Annotated in this window: 33 protein-coding genes; 25 read left to right on the top strand and 8 right to left on the bottom strand. The window is 35.6% G+C overall.

Features of this window, described 5'->3' with window-relative positions:
• Positions 1-16: 16 nt before the first annotated feature.
• Entirely contained in the window at positions 17-787 is a 771-nt protein-coding gene (locus tag U9M49_RS08355; protein ID WP_307312890.1) for an SDR family NAD(P)-dependent oxidoreductase, read from the bottom strand.
• Positions 788-935: 148 nt separating this feature from the next.
• On the opposite strand from U9M49_RS08355, the gene U9M49_RS08350 reads away from it, so the two are divergent.
• Positions 936-1,526 (top strand): TetR/AcrR family transcriptional regulator, encoded by a 591-nt coding sequence (locus U9M49_RS08350; protein WP_095372563.1) that lies wholly within the window; start codon positions 936-938, stop codon positions 1,524-1,526.
• Between the two features lie 212 nt (positions 1,527-1,738).
• On the opposite strand, the gene U9M49_RS08345 is transcribed toward U9M49_RS08350, so the two are convergent.
• Both U9M49_RS08345 and U9M49_RS08340 read right to left on the bottom strand, forming a co-directional pair.
• Entirely contained in the window at positions 1,739-2,185 is a 447-nt protein-coding gene (locus U9M49_RS08345; RefSeq protein WP_095372564.1) for an endolytic transglycosylase MltG, read from the bottom strand.
• Positions 2,182-2,562, bottom strand: a complete 381-nt coding sequence (locus U9M49_RS08340) for a hypothetical protein (protein WP_322909599.1) — start codon at positions 2,560-2,562, stop codon at positions 2,182-2,184. The genes U9M49_RS08345 and U9M49_RS08340 overlap by 4 nt, the downstream gene beginning before the upstream one ends.
• 273 nt (positions 2,563-2,835) lie before the next feature.
• Here U9M49_RS08340 and U9M49_RS08335 point away from each other — a divergent pair, with 273 nt between their 5' ends.
• From U9M49_RS08335 to U9M49_RS08270, 14 genes are all read left to right on the top strand, one after another.
• Positions 2,836-3,270, top strand: coding sequence for a hypothetical protein (locus U9M49_RS08335; protein WP_322909598.1), 435 nt, complete (start codon positions 2,836-2,838; stop codon positions 3,268-3,270).
• On the top strand, positions 3,267-4,448 hold the full coding sequence (locus U9M49_RS08330; protein ID WP_095372567.1) for a glycosyltransferase family 4 protein: 1,182 nt from the start codon (positions 3,267-3,269) through the stop codon (positions 4,446-4,448). Before U9M49_RS08335 ends, U9M49_RS08330 begins: the two co-directional genes overlap by 4 nt.
• 1 nt (position 4,449) lies before the next feature.
• Complete coding sequence (locus U9M49_RS08325; RefSeq protein WP_095372568.1) at positions 4,450-5,094, top strand: hypothetical protein; 645 nt, start codon at positions 4,450-4,452, stop codon at positions 5,092-5,094.
• 64 nt (positions 5,095-5,158) lie between these two features.
• On the top strand, positions 5,159-5,308 hold the full coding sequence (gene rpmG / locus U9M49_RS08320; protein ID WP_057771568.1) for a 50S ribosomal protein L33: 150 nt from the start codon (positions 5,159-5,161) through the stop codon (positions 5,306-5,308).
• A gap of 184 nt (positions 5,309-5,492) precedes the next feature.
• Positions 5,493-6,044: a 5-formyltetrahydrofolate cyclo-ligase gene (locus U9M49_RS08315; RefSeq protein ID WP_095372569.1), complete on the top strand. Its 552-nt coding sequence runs from the start codon at positions 5,493-5,495 to the stop codon at positions 6,042-6,044.
• Positions 6,041-6,832 carry a DUF92 domain-containing protein gene (locus tag U9M49_RS08310; RefSeq protein ID WP_370873258.1) on the top strand — a complete coding sequence of 264 codons (792 nt, stop codon included), beginning with the start codon at positions 6,041-6,043 and terminating at the stop codon, positions 6,830-6,832. Before U9M49_RS08315 ends, U9M49_RS08310 begins: the two co-directional genes overlap by 4 nt.
• A 46-nt stretch (positions 6,833-6,878) precedes the next feature.
• Positions 6,879-7,070 carry a hypothetical protein gene (locus U9M49_RS08305; protein ID WP_224935977.1) on the top strand — a complete coding sequence of 64 codons (192 nt, stop codon included), beginning with the start codon at positions 6,879-6,881 and terminating at the stop codon, positions 7,068-7,070.
• A gap of 100 nt (positions 7,071-7,170) precedes the next feature.
• Complete coding sequence (locus tag U9M49_RS08300) at positions 7,171-8,709, top strand: rhomboid family intramembrane serine protease (protein ID WP_322909597.1); 1,539 nt, start codon at positions 7,171-7,173, stop codon at positions 8,707-8,709.
• A gap of 172 nt (positions 8,710-8,881) precedes the next feature.
• Positions 8,882-10,342 carry a spore germination protein gene (locus U9M49_RS08295; RefSeq protein WP_095372573.1) on the top strand — a complete coding sequence of 487 codons (1,461 nt, stop codon included), beginning with the start codon at positions 8,882-8,884 and terminating at the stop codon, positions 10,340-10,342.
• A gap of 116 nt (positions 10,343-10,458) precedes the next feature.
• Positions 10,459-10,665, top strand: coding sequence for a YqgQ family protein (locus tag U9M49_RS08290; protein ID WP_095373646.1), 207 nt, complete (start codon positions 10,459-10,461; stop codon positions 10,663-10,665).
• A gap of 30 nt (positions 10,666-10,695) precedes the next feature.
• On the top strand, positions 10,696-11,637 hold the full coding sequence (locus U9M49_RS08285) for an ROK family glucokinase (protein ID WP_157733935.1): 942 nt from the start codon (positions 10,696-10,698) through the stop codon (positions 11,635-11,637).
• A gap of 77 nt (positions 11,638-11,714) precedes the next feature.
• Entirely contained in the window at positions 11,715-12,899 is a 1,185-nt protein-coding gene (locus U9M49_RS08280) for a M14 family metallopeptidase (RefSeq protein ID WP_095372575.1), read from the top strand.
• A 198-nt stretch (positions 12,900-13,097) separates the two neighbouring features.
• Positions 13,098-14,216 (top strand): hypothetical protein, encoded by a 1,119-nt coding sequence (locus U9M49_RS08275; protein ID WP_095372576.1) that lies wholly within the window; start codon positions 13,098-13,100, stop codon positions 14,214-14,216.
• Positions 14,217-14,282: 66 nt separating this feature from the next.
• Positions 14,283-14,603: an MTH1187 family thiamine-binding protein gene (locus U9M49_RS08270; RefSeq protein ID WP_095372577.1), complete on the top strand. Its 321-nt coding sequence runs from the start codon at positions 14,283-14,285 to the stop codon at positions 14,601-14,603.
• 51 nt (positions 14,604-14,654) lie between these two features.
• Here U9M49_RS08270 and U9M49_RS08265 read toward each other — a convergent pair whose 3' ends face one another.
• Positions 14,655-14,828 carry a DUF2759 domain-containing protein gene (locus U9M49_RS08265; protein WP_095372578.1) on the bottom strand — a complete coding sequence of 58 codons (174 nt, stop codon included), beginning with the start codon at positions 14,826-14,828 and terminating at the stop codon, positions 14,655-14,657.
• 257 nt (positions 14,829-15,085) lie between these two features.
• Between U9M49_RS08265 and U9M49_RS08260 the strand changes: the two genes are divergently transcribed.
• Both U9M49_RS08260 and U9M49_RS08255 read left to right on the top strand, forming a co-directional pair.
• Positions 15,086-15,724 carry an MBL fold metallo-hydrolase gene (locus tag U9M49_RS08260; RefSeq protein ID WP_095372579.1) on the top strand — a complete coding sequence of 213 codons (639 nt, stop codon included), beginning with the start codon at positions 15,086-15,088 and terminating at the stop codon, positions 15,722-15,724.
• Positions 15,724-16,785 carry an SAM-dependent methyltransferase gene (locus tag U9M49_RS08255; protein WP_095372580.1) on the top strand — a complete coding sequence of 354 codons (1,062 nt, stop codon included), beginning with the start codon at positions 15,724-15,726 and terminating at the stop codon, positions 16,783-16,785. Before U9M49_RS08260 ends, U9M49_RS08255 begins: the two co-directional genes overlap by 1 nt.
• Before the next feature lie 63 nt (positions 16,786-16,848).
• Here the strand turns inward: U9M49_RS08255 and U9M49_RS08250 are convergent, their stop codons facing one another.
• Together U9M49_RS08250 and U9M49_RS08245 are read right to left on the bottom strand one after the other, a co-directional pair.
• Positions 16,849-17,094, bottom strand: a complete 246-nt coding sequence (locus U9M49_RS08250; RefSeq protein WP_095372581.1) for a DUF2626 domain-containing protein — start codon at positions 17,092-17,094, stop codon at positions 16,849-16,851.
• Between the two features lie 84 nt (positions 17,095-17,178).
• Positions 17,179-17,868, bottom strand: a complete 690-nt coding sequence (locus tag U9M49_RS08245; protein ID WP_095372582.1) for a helix-turn-helix transcriptional regulator — start codon at positions 17,866-17,868, stop codon at positions 17,179-17,181.
• A 273-nt stretch (positions 17,869-18,141) separates the two neighbouring features.
• On the opposite strand from U9M49_RS08245, the gene comGA reads away from it, so the two are divergent.
• The 8 genes from comGA to U9M49_RS08205 are packed head-to-tail and all read left to right on the top strand — an operon-like array spanning position 18,142 to position 22,320.
• The gene (comGA, locus tag U9M49_RS08240) at positions 18,142-19,203 is read left to right on the top strand and encodes a competence type IV pilus ATPase ComGA (protein ID WP_416337095.1); all 1,062 of its coding nucleotides are present in this window, start codon (positions 18,142-18,144) and stop codon (positions 19,201-19,203) included.
• Positions 19,190-20,221, top strand: a complete 1,032-nt coding sequence (gene comGB / locus U9M49_RS08235; RefSeq protein ID WP_322909595.1) for a competence type IV pilus assembly protein ComGB — start codon at positions 19,190-19,192, stop codon at positions 20,219-20,221. The genes comGA and comGB overlap by 14 nt, the downstream gene beginning before the upstream one ends.
• Positions 20,221-20,538, top strand: a complete 318-nt coding sequence (gene comGC / locus U9M49_RS08230) for a competence type IV pilus major pilin ComGC (RefSeq protein ID WP_095372585.1) — start codon at positions 20,221-20,223, stop codon at positions 20,536-20,538. The genes comGB and comGC overlap by 1 nt, the downstream gene beginning before the upstream one ends.
• Positions 20,475-20,966 carry a competence type IV pilus minor pilin ComGD gene (gene comGD, locus U9M49_RS08225; protein WP_095372586.1) on the top strand — a complete coding sequence of 164 codons (492 nt, stop codon included), beginning with the start codon at positions 20,475-20,477 and terminating at the stop codon, positions 20,964-20,966. The genes comGC and comGD overlap by 64 nt, the downstream gene beginning before the upstream one ends.
• A complete protein-coding gene (locus tag U9M49_RS08220) occupies positions 20,950-21,249 on the top strand; it encodes a hypothetical protein (protein WP_095372587.1) in 300 nt (99 codons plus the stop codon). Before comGD ends, U9M49_RS08220 begins: the two co-directional genes overlap by 17 nt.
• Positions 21,236-21,694 carry a competence type IV pilus minor pilin ComGF gene (comGF, locus tag U9M49_RS08215; RefSeq protein ID WP_307312919.1) on the top strand — a complete coding sequence of 153 codons (459 nt, stop codon included), beginning with the start codon at positions 21,236-21,238 and terminating at the stop codon, positions 21,692-21,694. The genes U9M49_RS08220 and comGF overlap by 14 nt, the downstream gene beginning before the upstream one ends.
• Entirely contained in the window at positions 21,675-22,070 is a 396-nt protein-coding gene (comGG, locus tag U9M49_RS08210; RefSeq protein ID WP_095372589.1) for a competence type IV pilus minor pilin ComGG, read from the top strand. The genes comGF and comGG overlap by 20 nt, the downstream gene beginning before the upstream one ends.
• A gap of 58 nt (positions 22,071-22,128) precedes the next feature.
• Positions 22,129-22,320 carry a YqzE family protein gene (locus tag U9M49_RS08205; RefSeq protein WP_095372590.1) on the top strand — a complete coding sequence of 64 codons (192 nt, stop codon included), beginning with the start codon at positions 22,129-22,131 and terminating at the stop codon, positions 22,318-22,320.
• Between the two features lie 189 nt (positions 22,321-22,509).
• Here U9M49_RS08205 and U9M49_RS08200 read toward each other — a convergent pair whose 3' ends face one another.
• Positions 22,510-23,307 (bottom strand): YqhG family protein, encoded by a 798-nt coding sequence (locus tag U9M49_RS08200; RefSeq protein WP_224935993.1) that lies wholly within the window; start codon positions 23,305-23,307, stop codon positions 22,510-22,512.
• On the bottom strand, positions 23,294-24,973 hold the full coding sequence (locus tag U9M49_RS08195; RefSeq protein ID WP_095372592.1) for a DEAD/DEAH box helicase: 1,680 nt from the start codon (positions 24,971-24,973) through the stop codon (positions 23,294-23,296). The genes U9M49_RS08200 and U9M49_RS08195 overlap by 14 nt, the downstream gene beginning before the upstream one ends.
• Positions 24,974-25,091: the final 118 nt, after the last annotated feature.

Raw genomic sequence — 25,091 nt, 5'->3', positions numbered from 1 at the left:
TATTTGATTAAAAAAATTAGTTACTGATCCAACCACCGTCAACGACCAATTCTATTCCATTAACAAATTTAGATTCGTCTGAAGCAAGGTATAAGTATGCATTTGCAATATCCAATGACTCTCCAGCATAAGGAGGTAATGGAGCTAAACCTTTATAATTCTCTCCCATTTCTTCTTGTGTTTTAATTCCAGCTTTCTCAACCATACCTGTAAAGATTGCACCAGGATGCACGGAATTCACTCGGATGTTATCTTTTCCAAACCACTGAGCACCATGTTTAGTAAGTGCTCTAACTGCGCCTTTTGATGCACTGTACGCTGCACCTTGTGCATCAGCGACACCACCCACAATTGCTGCAATGGAAGATGTATTAATAATTGACCCTTTGCCATTCTGTTGCATATAAGGTATAACGGATTTCATTCCAAGCCATACACCCGTTGTATTAATGGCCATCACTTTATTCCAATCATCTAATTCTGCTTCTAAAATTCCTTTTGCCATATGAATTCCTGCATTATTGACTAAAATGTCAATTTTACCGTATTTTTCTATTGTCGTTTGAACGACATTTAACCATGATTCTTGGCTTGAAACATCTAATTTTAAGGCAATGGCTTCTCCACCATTATCAATAATCTCTGCAACTTTCACTTTTAAAGCATCTTCAACTATATCAGTTGCTACAACCTGAGCACCTTCTTTTGCGAAAATTTGTGCACCTGCCAAGCCCATTCCGCTAGCAGCACCAGTGATAATAGCCACTTTTCCAGTTAATCTACCCATATAAAAGACCCCTTTAAATAATTATAGAATATAGCTTTTAAACATTGTTGTAATCGATTACAATACCACTATAATTATTTTTATTTTCTTTAACAACCAACAAAAAAGTATTTATTTGTTGGGGTTACACGGAGAGGTGGCTAAGTTAATGAGTAAAAATCTAATGACTGAACAAAGAATTAAAGATGCTCTGGTTACATTATTACTACTAAAACCATTTCATAAAATTACAATAACTGACTTAACAACTACTGCAAATATTAATCGCAGCACATATTATTACCATTACTATAGGAAAGAAGAAGTTCTAAAAGAAGTGATGGACGAAGCAATTAGGGACTTAATCTACAAGATGGAAAATAGTACTGCAAATCAACGAGATTATGAAATTGACCAAAGTGTTTTACCTTCTACAAAAGAATTATTTAACCATATATTTAAATATAGACATTATTATAAGTCACTATTACAAAGTGATGTTTCTTATACATTTGAAAATAAGTTTATAAAAGCACTTAAGCAATATGTTCATAATATTCAAATAGACTTTGGAGGAAATGATAAGTTTGTGATAGATCACCAATTATATACAAATTACCAGGCATATACAGTTTTAGGGCTTATTAAGCATTGGATTGATACAGAGTTTGAAGAATCGCCCATTTATTTATCTGAACAACTAACATCTTTATTGCATGTAAAGGTAAATTCTGTATCATTTACTAGCAAAGTGAAATAAAGAAGTAGGAACTTTTTGTGATAAGCATACTCTTTTATTTATTAGATCAAGCGGGGGAATTAAGTGTCAATTTCTAAGTGGACTGATGTAAACAAAGTTCGGTAATCGTAACTATATTCTTCGGTAATTTAATAATAAAAAGGCTGTAATTAACTCTATTTTAAGAGTGTAATTGCAGCCAAGTAAGATCCATTGAGATAGAGATTCGTTTTTTATGATTTGCTAAATAAATCAGCAAGCTCTTTATAAGACTGTTGATTATTCACTTGATATGTACCAACACGTAGCTTCTGACTATAATTGAATTCTTTTAAAAAACTAGTAAAGTCCTCACTATATTCGATGATGCCTGCCTCTTCAAGTTGCTGCGCAATCTCTTGTGGAAGCATACCGCTTTCGATTTTAATTTCTGTTGTAATGGTAGTTTCTTCTTTAGGTACTTCTTCCTGTTGTTTATCAAGTTCTAATTTTTCTTCAATGAGTTTATCGATCTCATCATCCGTCAAAACATGAAAACCTTGTTCTTTTACATAAGCTTGAGCCGCTGTCTCATCAATCATTTGCTTGTTCTCGTCATTCATAAGCATATAACCAATGAGAAGAATTAGGGTTGTACAAAAAACACCAGCTGAAAAGCCTCTTAAAACATATTTTTTCATACTTTTTCACCTTTAAGTTGACTAGCTGTGATAATGGCCAATACTTCATCTTCTAATAAAGAAGATTGCTTAGCGATTTGCTCTGTGGAAAGTCCCTGCTTATGAAGTAAAAGTACTTGATTTTTTATAATATCATGAACTTCCTTCTTCTTAGGTCTAGATAACCCAGTGTCATTCGGAAGTTTGATTTCGTCTATCAGTAATTCTTCTTCTAACAGCTTTAATTTTTTCTTTATTTGATACGTTTCTTTTACATGTTGAATAGATAGTTGGTCAATCTCATCCTTTAAGGAACGGTAAGGATCTTTAAGAAAAAAGGATAAAATAAATAGCAGAAAAGCGATAACTAATAAAATAGCAAATATATATATAATCATTCTCACCTCAAAGCTTTATTATCAAAGTTATTCTACCATAAATATCGACAAGTCGTGCTAACTTTGAAGAATCTCCTATAGAATTTGTCGAGTAAGATATCATAGTTTCTGTCGAATGAATGAAGAAATAAGTCGGTGAAGAAAAAATGCTTATCATAATAACAAGTGTAGCGATAGATAGCATAAACCGACAAAATCTGTTTATTGTGGGCTTGGCCATTCAGTGCTAACATTAATGTATAGAATAATCTGACAAGGGGAATGGTTCGAAAAATGGAAAGTAAACAGAATCACATAATACATTCGTCAGGATTATTACCTTTAAAAACAGAAATTATCAACAAAGATATCTATATTAGTTGGAAGGTTAGGCAAGAAAAATATGACATCCTCTCGCTCTACTACAACAAAGATATAAGAAGTTGCCTGCAAGTAATTCAGCTTCATTCATACAGTAAAAATCATTCCGATCTATATGAGTTTTTTATTCCACCATACCAATCGATGAGGATCATTAGAAACGCCATTAAAACAGAATATCATTCTTACCGCATCACCCTGTGTTTGAAACTAATGGATGATAATTATCTCCCTTTACTTACTACTGAGATAGGTAGTGGAGTGGGAACTGTCAAATTATCATCAGAAATAAGTGCTGACTGGATCCATCAAGTGTGTGGGTATAGTTATTATGAAGTGAAGCAATGACGGAGAGTATTCTACTGTTAAGTTGGGAATACCCACCGTATATTGTTGGTGGCCTTGGTCGCCATGTAAGTGAATTAGCGAGATCACTCGCACAAGAAAAGGTGTCCGTTCATGTGCTAACAGTGAAAAGGCATGAAGTTGACGAAGAATTTGAAGTGCAAAATAATGTAGTCATTCATCGTGTGGCACCGCTTATGCAAACTGGATCATTTCTTCATTGGGTTGCTTCGGTGAATTTAGCAATGGAAGAGAAAGCAAGAGCTTTGATTGAGCAAAATGGTATAGAGATGATTCATGCCCATGATTGGATAGTTGCAGCGAGTAGCATCATTTTAAAGAAGCGAATGGATATACCGCTTATCGCTACCATTCATTCGACTGAGGCAGGTAGACATAATGGAATTCATACAGAGAGTCAAAGCTTTATCGATAGACAAGAAAAATTATTAATGGCATATGCCGATCATCTTGTAGTTTGTAGTCATTTTATGAGAAATGAGTTACTACATAAATACCAACAGCCATCTTCGACCATTTCCATCATTCCAAATGGCGTAAGTAAGCCGATGAAAAAAGATAGGAACCTACAATTTCATTTTGCCCAACATAGACCATACCTCTTTTCGCTGGGGAGGATGGTAGAAGAGAAGGGGTTCGATATTCTTATCGCTCTTGCTGAAAAATTAAAGAGAAAAAATACAAACTTAAAAATCATTGTCGCTGGGGAAGGTCCGTTATTATCGTATTACAGACAAAAAGTTCGTGCTAAACAAATCGATGAATGGATTCAATTTATTGGTTATGTTGACGAATATGAGCGTGATAACTGGATGGAATATGCTAGCTTAGCTATTTTCCCTAGTTTGTACGAACCATTTGGAATAGTTGCTTTAGAAGCGATGGCAGCTGGACTCCCAGTAGTTTTAGCTAAAACTGGCGGGTTCAGTGAAATAATCATTGAAAATGAGTCGGGGCTTTTTTTCGATCCTCGAGATGTAGTAAATCTTGAAAGTAAAATAGATTCTCTACTATTAAAACCTAACTTTAGAAGCCAAATCGTCAGTGCAGCTCAAAAAAGAATCAAGACAGAATTTAGCTGGCAATCGGTAGCGAAACAAACGTTAAAGGTGTATAGAATTCACGGACGAGTCAATAAATTCCAAAGAAAAGGTGATTAAAGTGAAAATAATTGAGCAAACGCCTTACACAACTGAATATTGGAATCAGTCGAATCAGGAAAACTTATTGCATCAAACGTTAGGTATCGCCGTTGGTAAAAGTGTTTATTGGATTGAAATGAATGATATGGCAGAAGGAAGAGAACATCAAGTAGAAGGTTTATCGATACGTACAGAAAAGGTGAGAATTGATCATCATATTTCTATGTTAAATTTCAACATTTACAATGAACTATCTACGAGTAAAGAGATAAAAGTACTTATGGCGCATAGTAATCCAAGAGAGTGTGACTACCAGATTTCTTTTATATCTCCGATTGAACACTTGATATATCACATGATTGATCGCCAATTATTCTTAGTGAATGGTCATTTGAACGGGGTGAAAATGAAGGAAAACACAGTTATGCAACAATCACAAGTGGATAATAACAAAATATGGTCATATGGCAAAGGTGGAAAACAAACATTATCATACAATCCAATAGGAAAAGGAAAGGTAGTTAGTTTATGTGGGGATACTGTTAAAATAACAGGGAAATCTGCTATTGACGGACAAGCTTGGTCAATTACAGATGATTGTCAAAAACAGCTTTTACAAGTAAATCAAACACTTTTAAAAAAACATACTAGCATTTCAAACTAAAAAGTGATATTATATAAAAGTCGTATGAAACGAACTAGTGCTTAGTAGTTTGGAGGGAAATGACATGCGTGTAAATATTACGTTAGCTTGCACAGAATGCGGAGATCGTAACTATATTTCTAAAAAAAATAAAAGAAACAATCCAGATCGTCTTGAGCTAAAAAAATACTGCCCAAGAGAAAAGCGTTCTACAACACACCGTGAGACAAAATAAGCAGTAGGTAGATTCCTGCTGCTTTTTTTGTCTCTTTTTTTATGGTTTCATCACGGGGGTGATACCGGGTAAGGTTCAAGAGGTGAAATTACGAGTGATGGTTGTTACTTCATATGTCTAGATTGAAACTAATATTTTTATAAGATAAGTGTGTTTTTTATAAATAGAGGTATAGGAGAGTTAAATGGTGGATAAAAAACAACTGAGAAAGATGATTATGCAACAATTAACAGAAATGCCTAGTGAACAATATACATCACTATCAGAAAAATTAGCATCGCAATTATTCCTCACATCTCATTGGCAACAATCCAAAGTAGTTGCCCTTACAATATCACGCTTTCCAGAAGTCGATACTTTTCCAATTATTAATAAGGCTTGGTCAGAAGGAAAACAAGTGGCTATTCCAAAATGCTTACCTAAAACGAGGGAAATGAATTTCAGGATTTTTTCAAGTTATGACAATCTTGAAGTCGTCTATTCTGGATTACAAGAACCAGTAGTAGACAAAACTAAGAGTGTTCAGCCTTCTGAAATTGATTTACTAATAGTTCCAGGCGTTGCTTATACATTAAAGGGAGATCGTATTGGTTTTGGAGGCGGTTATTATGATCGTTATTTAGTGGATTATAACGGCTTTACACTTTCATTAGCTTTCCCCCAGCAAGTGGTTAATAAAATACCATTAGACCAACATGATCTACCTGTTCAAAAGATTATTACAATAACGGAGTGAAAGAATTGATATTTATTTTTCTTGTACTCATTGCCGCCTTTTTAGGCTACCTTCTTCAACTTCTTACAAAGTCAGGCGCCATAGCAGCAATTGTTGTGGGTGTATTGATTAACTTAGGTTTTGGGTGGAGGGGACTGCTGCTGCTTGGCTTCTTTTTCACTAGTTCAAGCTTATTGTCTAAATACAAGAAAAAGCAGAAGCAACAAATCGAAGCACGCCATGAAAAAGGGTCTACTAGAGATTGGCAGCAAGTGGTTGCTAATGGTGGGTTACCTGCATTATTTAGTGTGCTTTTTATTATTTTTCCATCTCCCATTTTTTTTATAGCTTTTACAATAACCATTGCGAGTGCGAATTCAGATACTTGGGCCTCAGAGATAGGTTCATTAAGTAAAAGAAGACCTTTGTCAATTCAGCATTTTAAGCAGGTAGAACCTGGTACTTCAGGAGCGATGAGTTTCCTCGGAACCTTTGCTGCAATAATGGGTTCCTTCTCTATTGCTATTATTGCTATGTTGTCCTATTCATTATCTTTTTCCACCATGTTTATTATATTTGTCTTTGGTTTCCTCGGAAATATCTTGGATACCTTATTAGGTGCCTTCATACAGGTAACTTATCGTTGTCCGTCTTGTGAGATGGTGGTCGAATCGAAATGGCATTGTAATCGTAAAACGGTACATATAAGCGGTAACACAATAGTTAATAATGACCTTGTTAACCTTTCATCTTGTGCTCTTGCGAGTTTATTAGGTGTTTTGTTCTTTGTGACTGTAGCAGGTGGATAATTGCAGAGAATGATTCGCATAATAGTGATAGACAGGAGGGAATGAAATGGGAAAAATAATGACTTTGATACTGTTTGTATTGTCAGGTGTTTTCATTTATCAGTATCGTTATCGCCTAGTTGGTCTTTTAGCGAGACAAAATTTTATCATTGCTACCGTATTAAATTGCCCTTTTTTAAGAGAGAGAGCAATGAAGCTAGTTTTTCCTCAACCACAATATAATGATGAACGTTTATAACAATGTACTTTTTGGCCCTGTTTATATAAGGGCTTTTTATTTTGTTAAAAAGAAACATTGACTATAATAAGATATATAACTGTAAGGAAGTGAGAAAACAGTGCATAGTAAAGAGGCTTATTTATTTTGGTCATTGGCCAATCATCTGCTACATAAAGAAGAATATCGCTTCATTCAGCTTTCTGAAAAACAAGATGAACTCTGGATTGAGAAGTTAGAGAATAAACAGACAAAAATCATTCGTTTGCTAAGGAAGGATTTAGATTGGAGTAACTGGTTACAAAGAGATATAGAATCAGTTGCCTTTAATGGTGAGCGTATTCGAAAACAAGTAAGGCATAGAGAAATGACTGTGCTCAATATATATATTTCACCATTTGTACCTGTTGACGATTATGAGGATAAGCTTAATAAGCCCTTTCAGCATTCCAAAATGGAGAAGACAACGGTTGAATCTGTCATTATGACTGTGGATAGGCTGAAAGAGGTGGCCAAACAGCTGCAGCGACACTTTATGAAACCTCTTCTCTTTTTAGAAGAACCATCTGATGATATTGATGAACAAGTAATTGAAAACTTAAAAAAACAGACATTATGGCTAGCAGCAAATAAAGCGAAAGAAGAAACAGAGGTTTTTAATCAAGGTAAGCCCATTTTTACATATCTATTTATTGTGCTACAAGTCCTAGCTTTTCTTTGGCTGGAGTGGAAAGGTGGAAGTACAAATACCTCGGTGCTGATTGAAAGTGGAGCAAAATATAATCCACTTATTTTGGCAGGTGAGTGGTGGCGTTTTTTCACACCGATCATTTTACATATTGGTTTCCTGCATTTATTGATGAATACTCTTGCTCTTTTTTATTTAGGCTCTGCTGTTGAACGAATAATGGGCAATACAAGGTTTATAGTTATTTACTTGTTATCTGGTTTTATGGGTTCATTGCTTAGTTTTATTACTAGTCCTAACGTATCGGCTGGAGCGAGCGGAGCGATATTTGGCTGTTTTGGAGCGTTGCTTTTCTTTGGGATATTGAAACCAAAATTATTTTTCCGCACAATGGGTATGAACATTATCGTTGTTCTTGTGTTTAACCTTGCATTAGGCTTTATGATCCCAGGAATTGATAACGCTGGTCATATTGGTGGTTTAATTGGCGGGTTCTTAGCAACGGGAATCGTTCTTTTGCCTAAGAAGAGAAACAGGATTGCTCAACTATTGATAGCTTGTTTCACGGCTCTTCTCATAAGTGGAGGTCTCTATTATGGCTTTCATTTCCCTAATGATCAAACACAAGAAGAGATGGCTTTGATTGAAGCACAAACTTATTTAGAAAAAGAAAATTACTCAATGATGATTAAAGAGCTTACTCCGTTTGATAAAGAAGGTGCAACCGCACAAACTTATTTTTTATTGTCCTATGCGGAAATTCAATTAGGAGAAACAGAGAAAGCGAAGCGTCATTTGCATCTTGCTATTGAAGTAAACGAACAATTCCATGAAGCTTACTATAATCTTTCCTTATTATATTTAAGGGAAGGCAATACGGATGAAGCGAAAAAGTATCTTGATCAAGCTGTAGAATTACACGACTCAGAAGACTATCGGCAGCTACTAGACAATCTAAATGAAAACAAATAAGATATTTCGACAGGAAGGGAATATTTCCTAGGAAATTCTACATCTTTTCTTAGAAACTTAAAAAACTTGTTGTTTAACATAATGTAAAAGGAATCAACCTCTTAGGAGGGTATGATTCCTTTTTAGTATGTCTATGATGTTTGTTAGGAATATATTTGAATGAGGTGAACTCATGGAAACAAACAAACATCATAAAGTATCTAAGGAATTGATTAACAATACATCATATTTAAAAGAAGCATTAGCAGTCGGAAAAAACTTTGATGTGTTACAAATAGATGTGGAATATACTGGGATTGACATGGCAATCTATTTGGTTGATGGCTTTGCTAAAGATGATATTATGAATCGGTTAATGGAATTTCTTGCTCAGCTTGGAAGAGAACAATTAGAAGAGGATACTGTTCCGAAGCTAATGAAGAGATATATCCCTTATATCGAAATTGCTACAGAAAGTGATCTGGATGCAATTGTTGATGCTGTATTAGCTGGTCAAACGGCATTGGTCATTGATGGAGCAGATGAAGCGATATTAATTGATACAAGGTCTTATCCGGCCCGCGGCCCGGAAGAGCCTGATATTGAAAGGGTTGTAAGAGGCGCAAGGGATGGCTATGTTGAAACATTAGTTTTTAATACAGCACTAACGAGGCGGCGGATAAGAGATCGAACGTTAAGAATGGAGTATTTACAAATCGGTAGACGCTCAAAAACTGATATTGTCATAACTTATATTGAAGATATTGCAGACCCTGAGTTGGTCAATAAAATAAAAGATAGTGTATCTAAAATTGATACAGATGGCTTACCGATGGCCGAGAAGACAATTGAAGAATACATTTCTGGTCAGCATTGGAATCCTTATCCGATGGTTAGGTATACAGAGAGACCGGACACAGCAGCTTCGCATTTATTTGAAGGTCATGTATGTATCATAGTGGATGGTTCACCGAGTGTGATTATAACACCGACTACTTTCTGGCATCATTTGCAGCATGCAGAGGAATATCGAAACAAACCGATTATTGGTGCTTATTTAAAATTCGTTCGCTTTATTTCCGTATGGGCTTCGCTGTTCCTTTTACCTATTTGGTTTTTATTTGCTGCGAATCCAAGTTTATTACCAGATTCTCTATCATTTATAGGACCAGAAGAGGCAGGGAAAATCCCTTTGATTTTGCAAATCTTAATTATTGAAGTAGGTATTGATATGTTGAGGATGGCCTCCATTCATACCCCCTCGAGTCTTGCTACTGCTCTCGGCTTAGTAGCGGCACTCATGATAGGTGATTTGGCTGTTTCAGTGGGCTTATTTACAAGTGAGGTCGTTCTTTATTTTGCGATTGTAGCAATTGGTACATTTGCTACACCAAGTTACGAATTAGGATTAGCTAATCGAATTGTTCGTATTGTTTTATTATTACTGACAAGTGTATTTCATATGTATGGTTTTATCATCGGTATCACACTATTTGTCATTTGGTTGTCTAAAATGAAGTCTTTCGGAGTCCCTTACTTATGGCCGTTTATTCCCTTTAACCTAAGAGCCTTTAGAGATGTCCTTTTACGGTCACCAATGCCTTTGAAAAATAGACGTCCAAGAATGTTGCATCCAAAAGATCCGGATAGATAAAGAACACTTTTCTTTTGATCGTTAGAATTACTCTTTCTCTCATGTTTTAATGATTGAGGAAGAGTTTTTTTTCGTTTATACTTTGCTTTATGAAAGAAAGAATCGAGGGAATGAATGTGAAAAGTTTTTATGATGTACAACAGTTGTTAAAAGCATATGGTGCTATTATTTATATGGGTGAACGTTTATTGGATATTGAAATGATGGAGCTTGAAGTGAGTGAATTATATAAAGCAAAAATAATTGAAGTAGATACCTATCGAGATGCTTTATTAGTCTTAAGGGCTGAGAGAGAAAAAGAGAAAAAGAAAACAAGAAAATAGTTGCTCATTACTTCTCTAGGGGGTGTTGTTTTGTTTGTTGGTGTGGATATAGGTGGTACAACAATTAAATTTGCTTTTGTTAACGAGAATGGCGACATTCACTTAAAATGGCAAGAAATGACGAAGCAGGATTATACAGACAACAGTTTAGCAGAGCAAATTACAACTTCAATTGAACATCATAGAAAGAGGGCGCAATTAAAAAAAGAGCAGATTTTATCTGTTGGAGTAGGTGCCCCAGGACCGGTTGATAGCAAAAATGGAATTTTACTTTCAGCAACAAATATAAATTTGTCACCTCACTACCGCTTACAAAAAGAACTATCAGATTACATGGCGCTTCCAGTGATATTGGAGAATGATGCTAATTGTGCTGTGTTAGGCGAACGCTGGGTTGGTAGCGCAACTGGCTACAAAGACATTGTACTCTTAACAATTGGTACTGGTATCGGTGGTGGCATTATTAGTAATGGTCAGTTAATGCGTGGGAATGGGGGTTCTGCTGGTGAAATAGGCCATATCAATGCCGTTTCTTCTTATGGCGTGCGATGTAATTGTGGAAAATGGGGTTGTCTTGAAACGATTGCCTCAGCTTCTGGAATAGTACGTGTGGCTAAGGAAATCATTCATTCTAACAAGAACACATTATTAGTTGACCATTTATCAGTTCAGAATATATTTCACTTAGCAGGTAAGAATGACGTAGTTGCTAAGGAAGTGGTTCAAAGAACAATGAAGCCATTAGGCATTGCCTTAGCGAATGTAGCAGCAATACTAAACCCTGAGGTGATTATAATCGGTGGTGGGGTTTCTCAAGCCGGGAAATTATTATTAGAGCCATTACAATTCTATTATGACGAAAACTTATTTCCTGAGATGCGAGGGTCTACTTTATTGAAACTAGCTACTTTAGGGAATGATGCAGGAGTAGTAGGTGCCGCCTGGAGTGCAAAGCAATTAATTATAGGGTAAGGGCTCAGTAATAGTGAGTAAGTCATCTTTTCTTCTCATTCATCATATGTATGAACTGATGGAGAGGAGGATAAAAGGTGAAGATTAAAGTTAGGTCAGGTGATTCTTTATGGTACTACAGTCAGCTGTTTATGGTTCCAATTAATTTAGTCATTGATAGCAATCCACAAGTGGACCCTTCCTCATTGCAGATTGGCCAAAGCATTCAAATTCCTGGCTTTCATACATCTACTATTAAACTTCAAAAAGGTGATTCACTATGGCAAATAGCATCAAAGAATAATCTTCCTGTCGATGCATTGCTTTTATTGAATCAGCAGTTACAGCCTCAAAATCTACAAGTAAATCAAACAGTCCTAGTGCCAACAAGAGTGATTATGCCTTTAATGGATAGGAAAAAAAGTTATAGTTTTAAAACTTTGCAAGACGATCTCAACCAATTAAAAGAAGTTTATCCATTTATAAAAATAAATGAGATTGGTTATTCGGTGACAGGCAAGCCTTTATATGAGATAAGAATAGGTACAGGTGAAAAGCAAGTTCATTATAATGCGTCATTTCATGCAAATGAATGGATTACAACGCCTGTCCTCATGTCTTTAATAAATGCCTATTTGTTATCTATGACTAATGCAAAACCTTTAAGGGGAATTGAGACTTTACCTTATTATAGTCGTGTTGAGTTATCCGTTGTTCCAATGGTTAATCCTGATGGAGTTGACTTGGTTTTAGGGGGACCACCAGAAGGCTACAAAGAAGAAATATTAGCAATTAATGAACAAAAAGATGATTTTTCCCTATGGAAGGCGAATATTAGAGGAGTAGATTTGAATAAACAATATCCCGCAAAGTGGGAATATGAAAAAGAAAGAAAGCCAGATGTTCCGTCATCTCGAGACTTTCCTGGATATGAACCGTTATCCGAGCCTGAAGCGATAGCGATGGCCAATCTTGTTGAGAATAACAACTTCAGCTTATTATTAGCTTTTCACACACAAGGTGAAGAATTTTACTGGGGATATGAAGGACTTGAACCGCCTGATTCAAAAGTCATTGCTGATGAATTTGAACGAGTAAGCGGTTACCGTTCAGTACAGTATGTAGATAGTTTCGCTGGGTTTAGAGATTGGTTTATTAAAGAGTATCGACGGCCAGGCTTTACGATGGAACTGGGAAAAGGAGTAAACCCCCTGCCGTTATCACAGTATGAAGACATGTATGAAGAAATGCTTGGTGTCTTTTTGGCTTCACTTTATCTTTAATAAAAAATAGTTGTTGCTTGTATTTCCTCCATAATCAGTATAAAATTTACTATTGATTACAATGTTTTTGGGAATTAATTAGGAAGAATTTCGTAGAGAGCGAAGAAAAGCCGGAAACGGCTTTTTCTCGCGTCTATTCAGATAAAAGTGCGCTAGAATGAAGCCAGATTGGAATTCGATGGGGGGCAAGCCAAGTTTATGAAGCACAAAGCGGAACACCAAGATTATATGCTCATATTGCTTTTATTTTTTTCCACAATGATTATAGCTGGCTGTCAAGTGAATGAAACAGGTGATAAGCCACCTGTAAAAGAAACGAATATGACAGAGAAGCAAACTTCAAAACAATCAGTTATACCTCTTGCTGTTTCAGATTCTGATCAAATTTTCTTCTTTGGCTGGTTAGATGCCAAGCACTTATTATTCCTCAATCACAAAGATGAAACATTGAACAAAATTTTTAAATATAATATTTATACCGGAGAACAAGAGTTATTTTTTGAAGGTGAGGCACCAATTAATAATGTCTATATTAGCCCAGATCAACAATATATATTTGTCCAGTCTGAACCAAGTAATCAAAAATGGCGTATTGCTATAGTGGATCATAAAGGTGATTACATATTGCAGGAGTTAATAGATGGCACCGAACTAGCTGTTTCTTGGAATCAATATGATCCGACAAAGTTATTGGTTTCGAGTTTTGCCGAGGACTGGTCTTACACTTCTTATTTGATATCAGCTGAAACAAAAAATATGGAACATATATCTATAGCGGAGCCGTTTGTCCATTGGTTAAGTACTGATTCATTTGTTTATTTGGACTGGAGTACGGTTGGACCTTCAATCGTGACGCAGTTAAAAGAACAAAAAAAGACTGGAACGGCGGAAGTGAAGAAAGAAAACGTGTATTTTGTTGATACATTTAATGATTTAATGGTGACCATTGGTGTAAACGAAAATCATGATGAAGAGGCACAATACACATTCATGAATAACGACTTTGAATCGGTGTTATCTTTTTCAGTTCCTCATTTAACAAGCTTTTCCGGTTGGATGGTTCCACAATATGCCATGATGGATAAAGAGTTTTTATACTTTAAGCCGGAGTACAGTACAGATGCAGATACGTATCGGGGTAGCTTTGATTTCATGGCTACAGATATGGAAACGGGAGAACAGACCGTATTATTAGAAGATATGGACAACGAACCTCTTTCCTGTTCTAATAATGCCAATGCTTGTTTATACGGTCATTATTTAGATAAAATCATTTTATTAGATGAGAAAGAAGTCATTTCACTTATAGAATCTTGAGCAGATAAATTTTCTTCGCTCTTTATTTTGTGCATACTAATATTGATATTTAAAGGAGATGACATGATGGCAATAGTAGACGTAACAATTATTCCAATAGGAACGGAGAGTCCAAGTGTATCAGCTTATGTAGCAGATATTCAAAAGGTTTTAAAAGAATATAAAGATGCTGGGAAAATTGATTACCAATTGACACCTATGAATACACTCATTGAAGGAGAATTACCAGTGTTATTCGAGGTTATCCAAGCAATGCATGAAGTTCCATTTGAAAAAGGACTAGCGCGAGTGGCAACAAATATTCGCATTGATGACCGTAGAGATGTAAAACGTCAGATGGCGGATAAAGTTAAACGAGTAGAATCATTGCTACAAGAGGATGAATGATAAATAAAAAGTCTGCCCTTAAAGAGGCAGACTTTTTATTTACATCCCCTTTTAATGGACAGCTGGGAATCCGCTATGAATTAATGTCATCACAGCAAACCATCCGAAAACGGCAGCTGTCCCGAAAGCGAATACAATCCCTAGGAGATTTTTGTTTCGTAGTGCACTGATTAGACCGAAAATTGCTAAAATAGCTGTTAAACCAGTAATAATTACTAGTCCCATGTTTATAGCCCCCTTTTCATTCAATCAACAAATGAGTCTATGCTCATTCCTTGCAAAGGTTTGGAACCGTATGTAATACTTATTTTTACATTCACATCATATTTTATACTTTTTTTCAAAATTTGTCGAGGTGTATTCTACGAACTTTTCAGATAATAACATTTTAAGGAAGATATATCAAGTCCATTAACGATGTTTGCTTCTCGTAGACTATAGAGTTGTGTACAATAAAAGAAAATAACCAAGGAGGAATTCATTTGAAATACGCACAGTTACCATTAGGACCATTACAAACGAATTGCTATCTTCTTATAAAAGAAAACAAGGACTGCTTAATTATTGATCCAGGGGGAGAAGCAACAAAACTAATCAAAATAATGGATGATGAAAAATTGAATCCGAAGGCGATACTTTTAACGCATGCACATTTTGATCATATTGGTGCAGTAGATGACGTAAAAGAAAAGTACCAAATCCCTGTTTACATACATGAAAAAGAAAAGGATTGGCTAATAGACCCAGCCTTAAATGGTTCAGCAAGATTTCAAATGGGCACAGCGATTTGTTTGCAACCAGCCGATGAGTTATTTGTAAAAGAGCAAGAGATAGATATCTCAGGGTTTTCCTTCAAAGTATTAGAGACACCGGGTCATTCTCCTGGTAGTGTCTCCATTTATTTCGCAGACATTGCCTTGCTGTTTGGTGGGGATGCCCTTTTTCAAGGCAGTATTGGGCGAACAGATCTACCTGGTGGCCATCATGAGACGCTTCTGCAAAGCATACATGATAAATTACTCACTTTACCTGAAGACACACTCGTCTTACCAGGACATGGGCCAGTGACTACCATTGCCAATGAAATGGACACAAACCCTTTTTTGAACGGCTTTTCATAATGAATCCAATCATCCGCTATATCGAAGAAAATAGGATGGAACGGCTTACTTACGCCGATTTTATTCAGTTAGCCCTCTATCATCCTGATTTTGGATATTATATGAAGGATGATAAAAAGATTGGTGTAGATGGGGACTTTTATACATCACCAACAATGACACCTATGTATGCAACAATAATCGCTAAATGGTTTATAGAGCAGGTGAGAGTGAATCAACTGCCTGCAGCCGTGTTAGAAATTGGTGCAGGTGATGGTTCATTTGCTCAAGTCTTTATAAATCAATGGGAAGAGATGACCGATGAGTCGCTAGTTTATATATTAGTTGATGAAAGCCCTCATCATAGAAGATTACAAAAGGATAAATTAAGTAAACATCACAGTGTAGAACTTCATTTTCTCCAATCATTAGATGAATGTCATACGTTTTCAGGGCTTGTTTTTTCTAATGAACTACTTGATGCGCTACCTGTTCATTTAGTAGAAAAAAAAGATGATTGTTTATATGAAATAATGATTACTTCCAACCAAAATGGGCTAACCGAAGTCTATATTCCTATAGAAAATCAGGAAATCATTTCATACATCGAGCAAATGTCGATTTCTTTATACAATGGCCAAAGAATGGAGATTCCATTATTTATGGATGGCATAAGTGCATCGATTAGCGAAGTGTTAGAAAAAGGACTTGTATTGACAGCTGATTATGGTTACACGGACGATGATTGGTTAATACCGACGAGAAAAGATGGCAGCCTGAGGGGATACAGGAAACATCAGCTTATCCCCAATATCCTTACACACGCTGGTGAGATGGATATTACTCATGATGTGCACTGGGATTCGTGGATCCGTTTTGGTGAGAAGTATGGATTGACTTTTATGCAGAAATGGCGGCAAGATGAGTTTTTAATTGCATCAGGTATTCTAGATGAATTATCCAATCATAGTGGAGACCTATTTTCAAATGAGGCTAAGAAAAATCGTGATATTCGAACATTATTAATGGATAGTGGAATCAGCCAATCGTTTCAGCTTGTTCTTCAGAAAAAGAACCTTTAAAAAAACATAATAAAAAGAGGATGACGTTGCATCCTCTTTTTATTATGTTTGTTATGTGTGCTTTTAGTGTGACCCCATACCTGGTACCATCATAAAGACAGTCCAATATGTGAATCCGATAAAGGCAACAGTCAAGTATGCGCCAAAAATATAAATGTACATACGCTCTGTAAGCTTTAAGTAGCCTAGTAGCACAAAGAAACCAGTTTGGCCAAGGAATAGTAGTGCTGGTGTATACATATCACCTACATAAAACATAATTGCAAAAATAGCAGTCCAGAATCCCATCACTCTATACATGCGATCCATATGTATCCCTCCTTTAACACACACATATGTCCATTACTCAATAATTATAAGGTAATACTTGGTTAAAAGTAAACAGTATGTTTTTTATTTTGCGACAGCTTCATAAGAACATGAAATACACCCGTTTAACATATTACCCAATTCCCTTAATTCTATATCTAAAAAAACCGTCTCAAACATGCCTCGTAAAAATTCAAAGTGCATATGACATATTTCACCTTGATTTTTCTTTGCGGTTTCTTTAAAGGGACAATTAAACATTTCAAACATGATCTTTTTTCCATCAAAATTAAATTCTGGCTGAAGACCAGCCACTTCTGCTGCTTCAATGACGAGAGCTAATTTTCTTTCAAATGAGTCCTCTAATGTAACCATTTGCCTGTGTAATGCCGTCTCCATCAATTTCTCGCCATATTTTTTACCAGTTATATATAATGCTTTTTTTCCTTCTGGCCCAAGTGTAATCATTGTTTCGAGAAGAATATCTGATAACATTTGATAATTACGATAAGGAAAATGTAGTCCAATCTCGCTATCAGTTAGGTGATAGCGCTTGCTCGGTCGGCCACCTTGACCGGTTTTTTCTATTTTAGCTTCAAGCATGTGGATTTCTGCGAGTTTTGATAAATGCAATCTAGCAACATTCGGGTGAATAGAAAACTCTTTAGCAATTTCTTTAACAGTGACAGGGAAATGTTTTTTAAGAACATACTGATAAATATAGTATCTCGTTGGATCGGATAATGTATTCGTAATTTTTAATGTTTCATTCATTATTCTCACCTCTCATATGGTTGTCATTATTCTTTTTTTCGTGATATGAATAGGATTTTAAAGAAGCGATTGCACTGTCAGTCATTTGTGGATGTTTTATATTTGTTAATACCATTATATAGTAAAGCGTGTTGAAAGAGGAGAGGGTAGAGGGAATCTCTTAAATGTTCAAAAAAAAGTTAAAGAAAAGGACTAAAATCATGCAGGAAACGATCTTTTTTTGGCGAATAATAAAATATCTTAAAAAAGGTGGTGACTAATTACTTGGTCTCAATGCAACGCATGGCTACCTTAATTTTAAGGGAAGCTGTGAAAACAGAAGTAACAGATATTCATTTTGTCCCCAGAAAGAATCACACAATCATTTATTTCCGCTATGGCAAGCGCCTTGTCCCTAAACATTACATCCCTCATTATGAATCTGACCGCTTAATTTCTCATTTCAAGTTTATTGCATCCATGGATATTGGTGAAAAACGAAAGCCACAAAATGGCGCCTATTCTACAGATATTGAAGGATATGAGATAGGCTTACGTTTCTCCACATTGCCCTCTCAATACAATGAAAGTCTTGTCATCCGCATCCTGCCACAATCGTCTCATATTTCTTCTCACAATGTTTCACTATTTCCAACGATGTCCCGAAAAATCGTTGCGATGCTTAAACATTCGCACGGGATGATCATACTAACTGGTCCGACCGGTAGTGGAAAAACCTCAACCTTATATAGTCTGCTAAATGACAATTCCAACCTATTCAATCGAAGTATTATCACTTTAGAAGATCCGATTGAGAAAAAGACTGACTCCTTACTACAAGTCGAAGTAAATGAAAAGGCAGGTGTAACATATGCTACTGGTTTAAAAGCTATCCTTAGGCACGACCCGGACATAATTATGGTTGGGGAAATACGCGACGCACAAACAGCTAAAATAGCTGTGAGAGCAGCTTTAACTGGGCATTTAGTATTGACGACGATGCATACGAGAAATGCTGTTGGAGCCATACATCGGTTAGTGGAGTTTGGGGTAGCATGGAAGCAAATAGAACAAACGTTAGTAGCCATAACAGCACAGAGGCTTGTAGAATTAACCTGCCCATTTTGTGAAGGAGAATGCACCGATTTCTGTTATAGCTGTGGCAGGTTAAAAAGAGCTGGTGTATTTGAATTATTGAGTGGAAGGGAATTGAATCAAGCTTTGAAGGCGGCGAAAAGTAGTGAGAACAATTATGAACCATATTTTTCGCTCAAGTCAGCTTTGAAAAAAGGGGTAGCCTTAGGGTATGTAAAAGAAAGTGAGTTTAATCGGTGGATTTTAGATGAAAAAAGTTAAATGGACATTAAAGGAGCAATGCGACTTCCTGAAGAAAGTAGGAGAATTATTATCAAGGGGTTATTCGCTCTCAGAAGCGATGGCGTCCTCGAGTTTACAATTGACCTTAGAGAAAAAGCTACAATTACAAGAGGTTATATATCAGTTAAAAGAAGGTTTCCATCTGCACTCTGCCCTAGGGTCAATGAACTTTAATTCACATCTAGTTGGTTATGTCTTTTTTGCTGAGCAGCATGGAGGATTACAACAAGCTTTTATTGATGGCAGTGAAATGATGCAAAAGAGGGGAGAGGATATGAGAAAGTTAAAAAAGGCATTAATGTATCCATGTTTCTTATTCATTATCACCATTTTTCTGTTTTTTCTCGTTGATAAAATCATTCTTCCTCGCTTTACCTCACTTTTTCAGTCGATGAATGTCAATGAAAATACCTTTATGGTGCTCCTTCAATGGATTGGTTCTGTTGCTCCTCTATTTTTAATTGTAATGTTCACCCTGTTACTATTATGTTCTTTGTATTACTACTTTATTTTTCGACGGTTTTCAATGATCAGACAAGTATCTCTTGTTGTTCGCATACCGATTATTGGCAAACTAGTCGCCCTTTTTTATACACATTACTTTGCTATCCAATTGCATTATTTACTTGCAGGTGGGATGTCTATCACAACTTCCTTGAACTTATTTGCTAAAGATGAAAAACAACCATTAATGAAGGAAGTTGGTCAATATTTGCGTCGTAAGCTAGAAAATGGTGAACAATTAGATGAATTGATTCAGGTTTTTCCCTTTTTAGAATTAGATTTAAGGGCAGTTATTCGTCATGGGCAGCAAAATGGAAAGCTAGAAGAAGAACTACAATTCTTTAGCCGCTATTGTCTGCAGTTGTTAGAAGAAAAAATAGATCAGATAATGAAAGTAATACAACCCGCTATTTATCTTATTGTCGGTTGTCTAATTATTTCATTATATTTAGCAGTAATGTTACCAATGTTTCAACTAATGGAGGGCGTATGATGAAAAACATAAAAAATGAAAAAGGGTTTACCATGATTGAAATGATGATTGTCTTGTTAGTCATATCTGTACTCCTAATTATTACAATCCCAAACATCACAAAAAACCAATCAGCGATAAACGAAAAAGGCTGTAGTGCTTATACAAAAATGGTTCAGAGTCAAGTGCAATCGTATGAATTAGCTAATAATAAGCTTCCTGAATCATTGGATGTGCTTGTGACGGAGGAATATTTAAATGAAGGTGAAACAACATGTCCGACCGGAGAAACACTTGTTTTAATAGACGGCATTGTGACGGCGGTGAGAGACGAATAAATTTACAGTCAGGGTTTACTTTGATTGAATCATTAATTGTTTGGTCTGTTTTTAGTGTTATTCTTTTTATTACTGCTATAAGCATGCAGCACCAATTTGAAGAGTATGATAATCAAGCTTTCTTTGCCAAATTAGAAGGTGACCTTCTATATGCTCAGCAGTATGCAATTGTAAATCAAACCACGGTTAGTGTTTATCTTTTACCTGATGAGCATGAATACATCTTTTCTAATGGTCGAAATATTTTCTTTCGTCAGAAATATAGTGAGGATTATTTCATTACTAGCGGTACAATGCCATTACATTTCAAATTTTTAAATACTGGGAAAATTAACCGTTTCGGTTACTTGCAAATCAAAAGCTCGCTTAAGCAGTACAAATTTGTTTTTCAAATAGGTAGAGGGAGATTTTATGTGGAAGCATACTAGTGGTTTTATGCTCATTGATTTACTCTTCACGTTATCGGCGATGCTTTTAATCGCCACTCTTTTTATTCCTGTTATGATTCATCTCTATACGTACGCACATATTGAAGATTTGAGATATGAAGCCACTCAAATTCTATATGAGGAAATGATGGACAATGATAGGGTGCTACCTAGAATGGTGAGAAAAGACGAAATGTCATTTCACCTTTTTAACAGTGAGGCTAATAATATTTGTATCTCTTATCTCTATCAACGAGAAGTGATGATCTGTGAAAAGTATTAAAAGTAACGGATTTACATTAATAGAAGCACTTATAACTTTAGCTTGCTTTTTAATCATTGTGAGCTTTATGCCACTTGTGTTTAAGGTTATTTCCGTTAACGAGAATATTGATGAAAGAAAGCAAAAGATTGAATGGCTCGTATTTATTCAGCAATTAAAAAAAGAAGTACGTGTTGCTGAGAAGATATCATTAGATAATCGAGGAGAGCTCATTTTATTAATAGACAATCAATCTATTAGCTATGAAAAATATGGTGATAAGTTAAGAAGGCGTGTGAATGGGGCAGGCCATGAAGTTGTGTTACAAAAGCTTCAATCCGTTCAATTTGAGGTGAAGGAAGATAACATGGTGCTTATTTATAAAAATATTTTCCAAAAAGAGTATCGGTCTTCTTTTTATCAAATGAAAATAAGGAGTACAAACGGTGACGAAGAAGATGAATGAGAAGGGGCTGTTTTATCCTTTTGTATTATTCCTCATTGTTTTGCTTTCTTTTGTGATTACCATTCAAGCAGATTTTTTAATAAGAGAAAAAAGAATTTTGAAATTAAGTAGTATACTTTTACAACAGGAGTACTATTTTAAACAATCTATTACTTATTTAGATGAACAATTTCATTTGAATGATGAGCTACCAATAGAAGGAGAGTATTTATTCAATCATGGAACGGTTTATTATGATTTAGAAGATCAAGAAGGAGGCCTCATCAAAATCAATCTGGAAGTACAAATAAACGGTGTTGCGAACGTAGAAGCGATTGCGTATTATTCATTGATTGAAAAAGAAGTGGTCAAATGGATGGAAATCGAGAGAAAATAATAGGAATAAATGGTTTATGAATGGGAAAGACTAGTAGCTAAAAAAGCAGGGATGCCAGATGAATTCTAATGATTATGTCAAGTTTATTACTCAGACATTCGTTCAATATATGGAACAACCAAAGTCTGAGAGAAAGAAACAAAGAATAGAAAGAAAGCAAGAAAAAGCGCCTGTTTTATTTAGGTGGTTTGGAATTGTACCTTATCTTTTGTTTTACGGAATGAAAGGAACGAAAAAAAGAAATCATTAATCAACAACAATCAAAAAATATGAACAAAACCCATTGTTGGGTTTTGTTCATATTTTTTTTAGTGTCGATAAGAATATTGGTGCCATCGTTGTTAAAAGGAAGAATGAGGAATACTCTAGCTGTATGGTTAAGCCATAGGTACTTAGTGTTTCCTTAAGAATCTCATGAGTCGTCCACGTTTGTTAATGCTTAACTAATCGCTTCATCTGTTAAATAAAATAATCCACCATTAACGATAGAAATATGAACTTGGGGTTCATACTGCTCTTGTAATGCAGTCATTTCGTTTTCGAAGCTTTCTCCTTTTTCATCCGCATCTTCATAGAATCTTTCTAATAGTTGCAGGTCCTTTTGCCATCTTAGTCGTGCTTCATCTGCCCATGTGTGATCTTCCTTTTCAATTTCCGACTGTAAAAAATTCGCTACACGCATCACACCACTTTGAGGCTTGATAAATGGTGACAATGTAAAGCTAAAGTCTGGTATTTTAGGAGTAAGTGATAAATGAAGGAGCTTATCATGGAATTGTTCAACCATCTGCCCGTTAATTAAGTGCAAGCCGATTGACTTGAACAAATCTTTTTTACGATCACATTGATAGGATATCCGTAGATTTAGCCCTAGCCAAGGACGTAAGGCGGTTTGCGTTCCTGGTGGGGCCTCGTAATTTTCATACAAACGGATATAACCAGCCAAGTTTTTCGTCGATTGAAAAATTTGATGCAAGCGAGGTGATCCAAAGTGAATGATCTCTCCCTTTATATCATCTGGTGCTAAGGACGGGTTGGTTATAAGTGTAAGTTCCATTGGGTTTGCAACACCGCCTGTTTTCTCTAAATAATGCCAATAAAAGGGACGGTTCATTAATTCTTTGTCTAATTCTACTGTCAACTGAATGACTAAATAGCCTGGTTTATTTTCAAGGATTTCACAATGGTTGGCATGAAAGTATCTTAATAGAAAATGGTGGATTTCATGTTGCTGCATGTTGATTTTCCTCCTTTACAGACTCAGCAAATTCAATCATAGATGTTAAATTATCCATTTTTATGCGCATTTCTCCTTCTGAAGCCGATTGTCCGAAGATATCAATTAGGTGATCATTAATACTGCCAAATTGTAGTTTAGTTAAAATATCATCCAATTCGCCAATCACTTTTTCGAAGAGATGGATTTTTTCATACAATAGTTTGAGTACATGTTCTTCTACTGTATCTTTTGTAGCGAAGTTATAAATATGGACATCGTTTTTTTGACCAAGACGGTGAATCCTACCAATTCGTTGTTCTAGTCTCATTGGATTCCAAGGAAGATCGAAGTTAATGATATAACTACAGAATTGTAGGTTGATCCCTTCACCGCCTGCTTCTGTGGCAATTAACACCTGGGCATGGTTTTGGAATAACTCGCGCATCCAATCTTTCTTCCCGCGTTTGAAACCACCGCGAAAAGGAACAGACGTAATGTTATGCTGTTTTAAGAACCATTGTAGAAATAGCTGTGTGGCTCGATACTCTGTAAAAATAATGACTTTATCATTGATTTGTTGAATGATTTCTAATGCTTTTTGGGCTTTTGCATTTTGTTGAATATTTTCTACTAACCCAATTAACTCCTCAATTTTTTGCTGAAAGGCAACAGAGGGTTGTTCTTGTTTCTTTAACATATTTCTTAAAGTGTAAAATACCGCTTCGCGACTGCTACATGCTTCACGTTGTAAAGTCATAAGTGAAAATTGGTTATCAGTCATCCAATTACCTTCTCTGTGCATGGAAGAAATTGCATCATATAAGGCTCTTTCTTCTTTTGAGAAATGGATGGGAACGGTTTCGACATGTCTTTTTGTCCATTCAATACCCGTATCTTGTCTACGATTACGAATCATTACTTTATTGACTAGCTCCTTTAAACCTTCATCATCATCGAGAGAGCGTGCATTTTTTTTGTATTTTTCATAGAAAGATGTTTCTGTTCCTAAGTGACCTGGTTTTAACAAAGAAACAAGATTGAAGATCTCACTAATTCGATTTTGTATAGGTGTTGCTGTAAGTAGTAAGCAAAATTTCTTTTTTAAAGACTGTACAAATTCATAGTTTTTTGTTTTATTATTCTTTAATTTATGTGCTTCATCAATAATAATCAAATCATAGTTTTGTTCAAAGACTAAACTCCTATGCGGTTCTCTTTTCGCTGTGTCGATTGATGATACAACAACATCACATTGCTCCCACACATAGCTCTTTTTTTGAGCGACAGCTGGGATGAAGAACTTACTGTTTAATTCAATTGCCCACTGAGACACTAATGAAGCGGGTACAAGGATGAGTGCTTTCTTTACAAGCCCTCTGATCATGTATTCTTTTAATATTAACCCTGCTTCTATCGTCTTCCCTAATCCGACCTCATCAGCTAGAATTGCTTTACCATTCATGTTTTCCACTACTTGTTCGGCAACCTCTAGTTGATGTGGTAGTGGGGTGAGGTTTGATAAATGTTTGTCTACTTGCAGTCCATCAAACGCAGGGATGACCGTTTGATTCTCAACCTCAATGGTAAGCTTGAATAAATCCCAGTTTCCCCATGGTCCATCATTATCAATACGGTTTTGAAATTCATCTTGCCAAGTTGCATCAAAATTTATTTGTAAAGTCATTTGCTCTCTCCTTTTTATACGAACATTATTATAATTTTTAAATATAATGTTCGTATTAAGCTTAAGTCTTGTTGAAAAAACATTAGATTTTTAAATAAAAATATTGCTCAAATAATGA

The sequence above is a fragment of the Cytobacillus sp. OWB-43 genome, assembly GCF_034651445.1.
GTDB classification, from domain to species: Bacteria; Bacillota; Bacilli; order Bacillales; family Cytobacillaceae; genus Cytobacillus; species Cytobacillus kochii.
The sequence above is the reverse complement of the archived record's forward strand: the minus strand, read 5'-3'. Positions and strand labels throughout refer to the sequence as shown.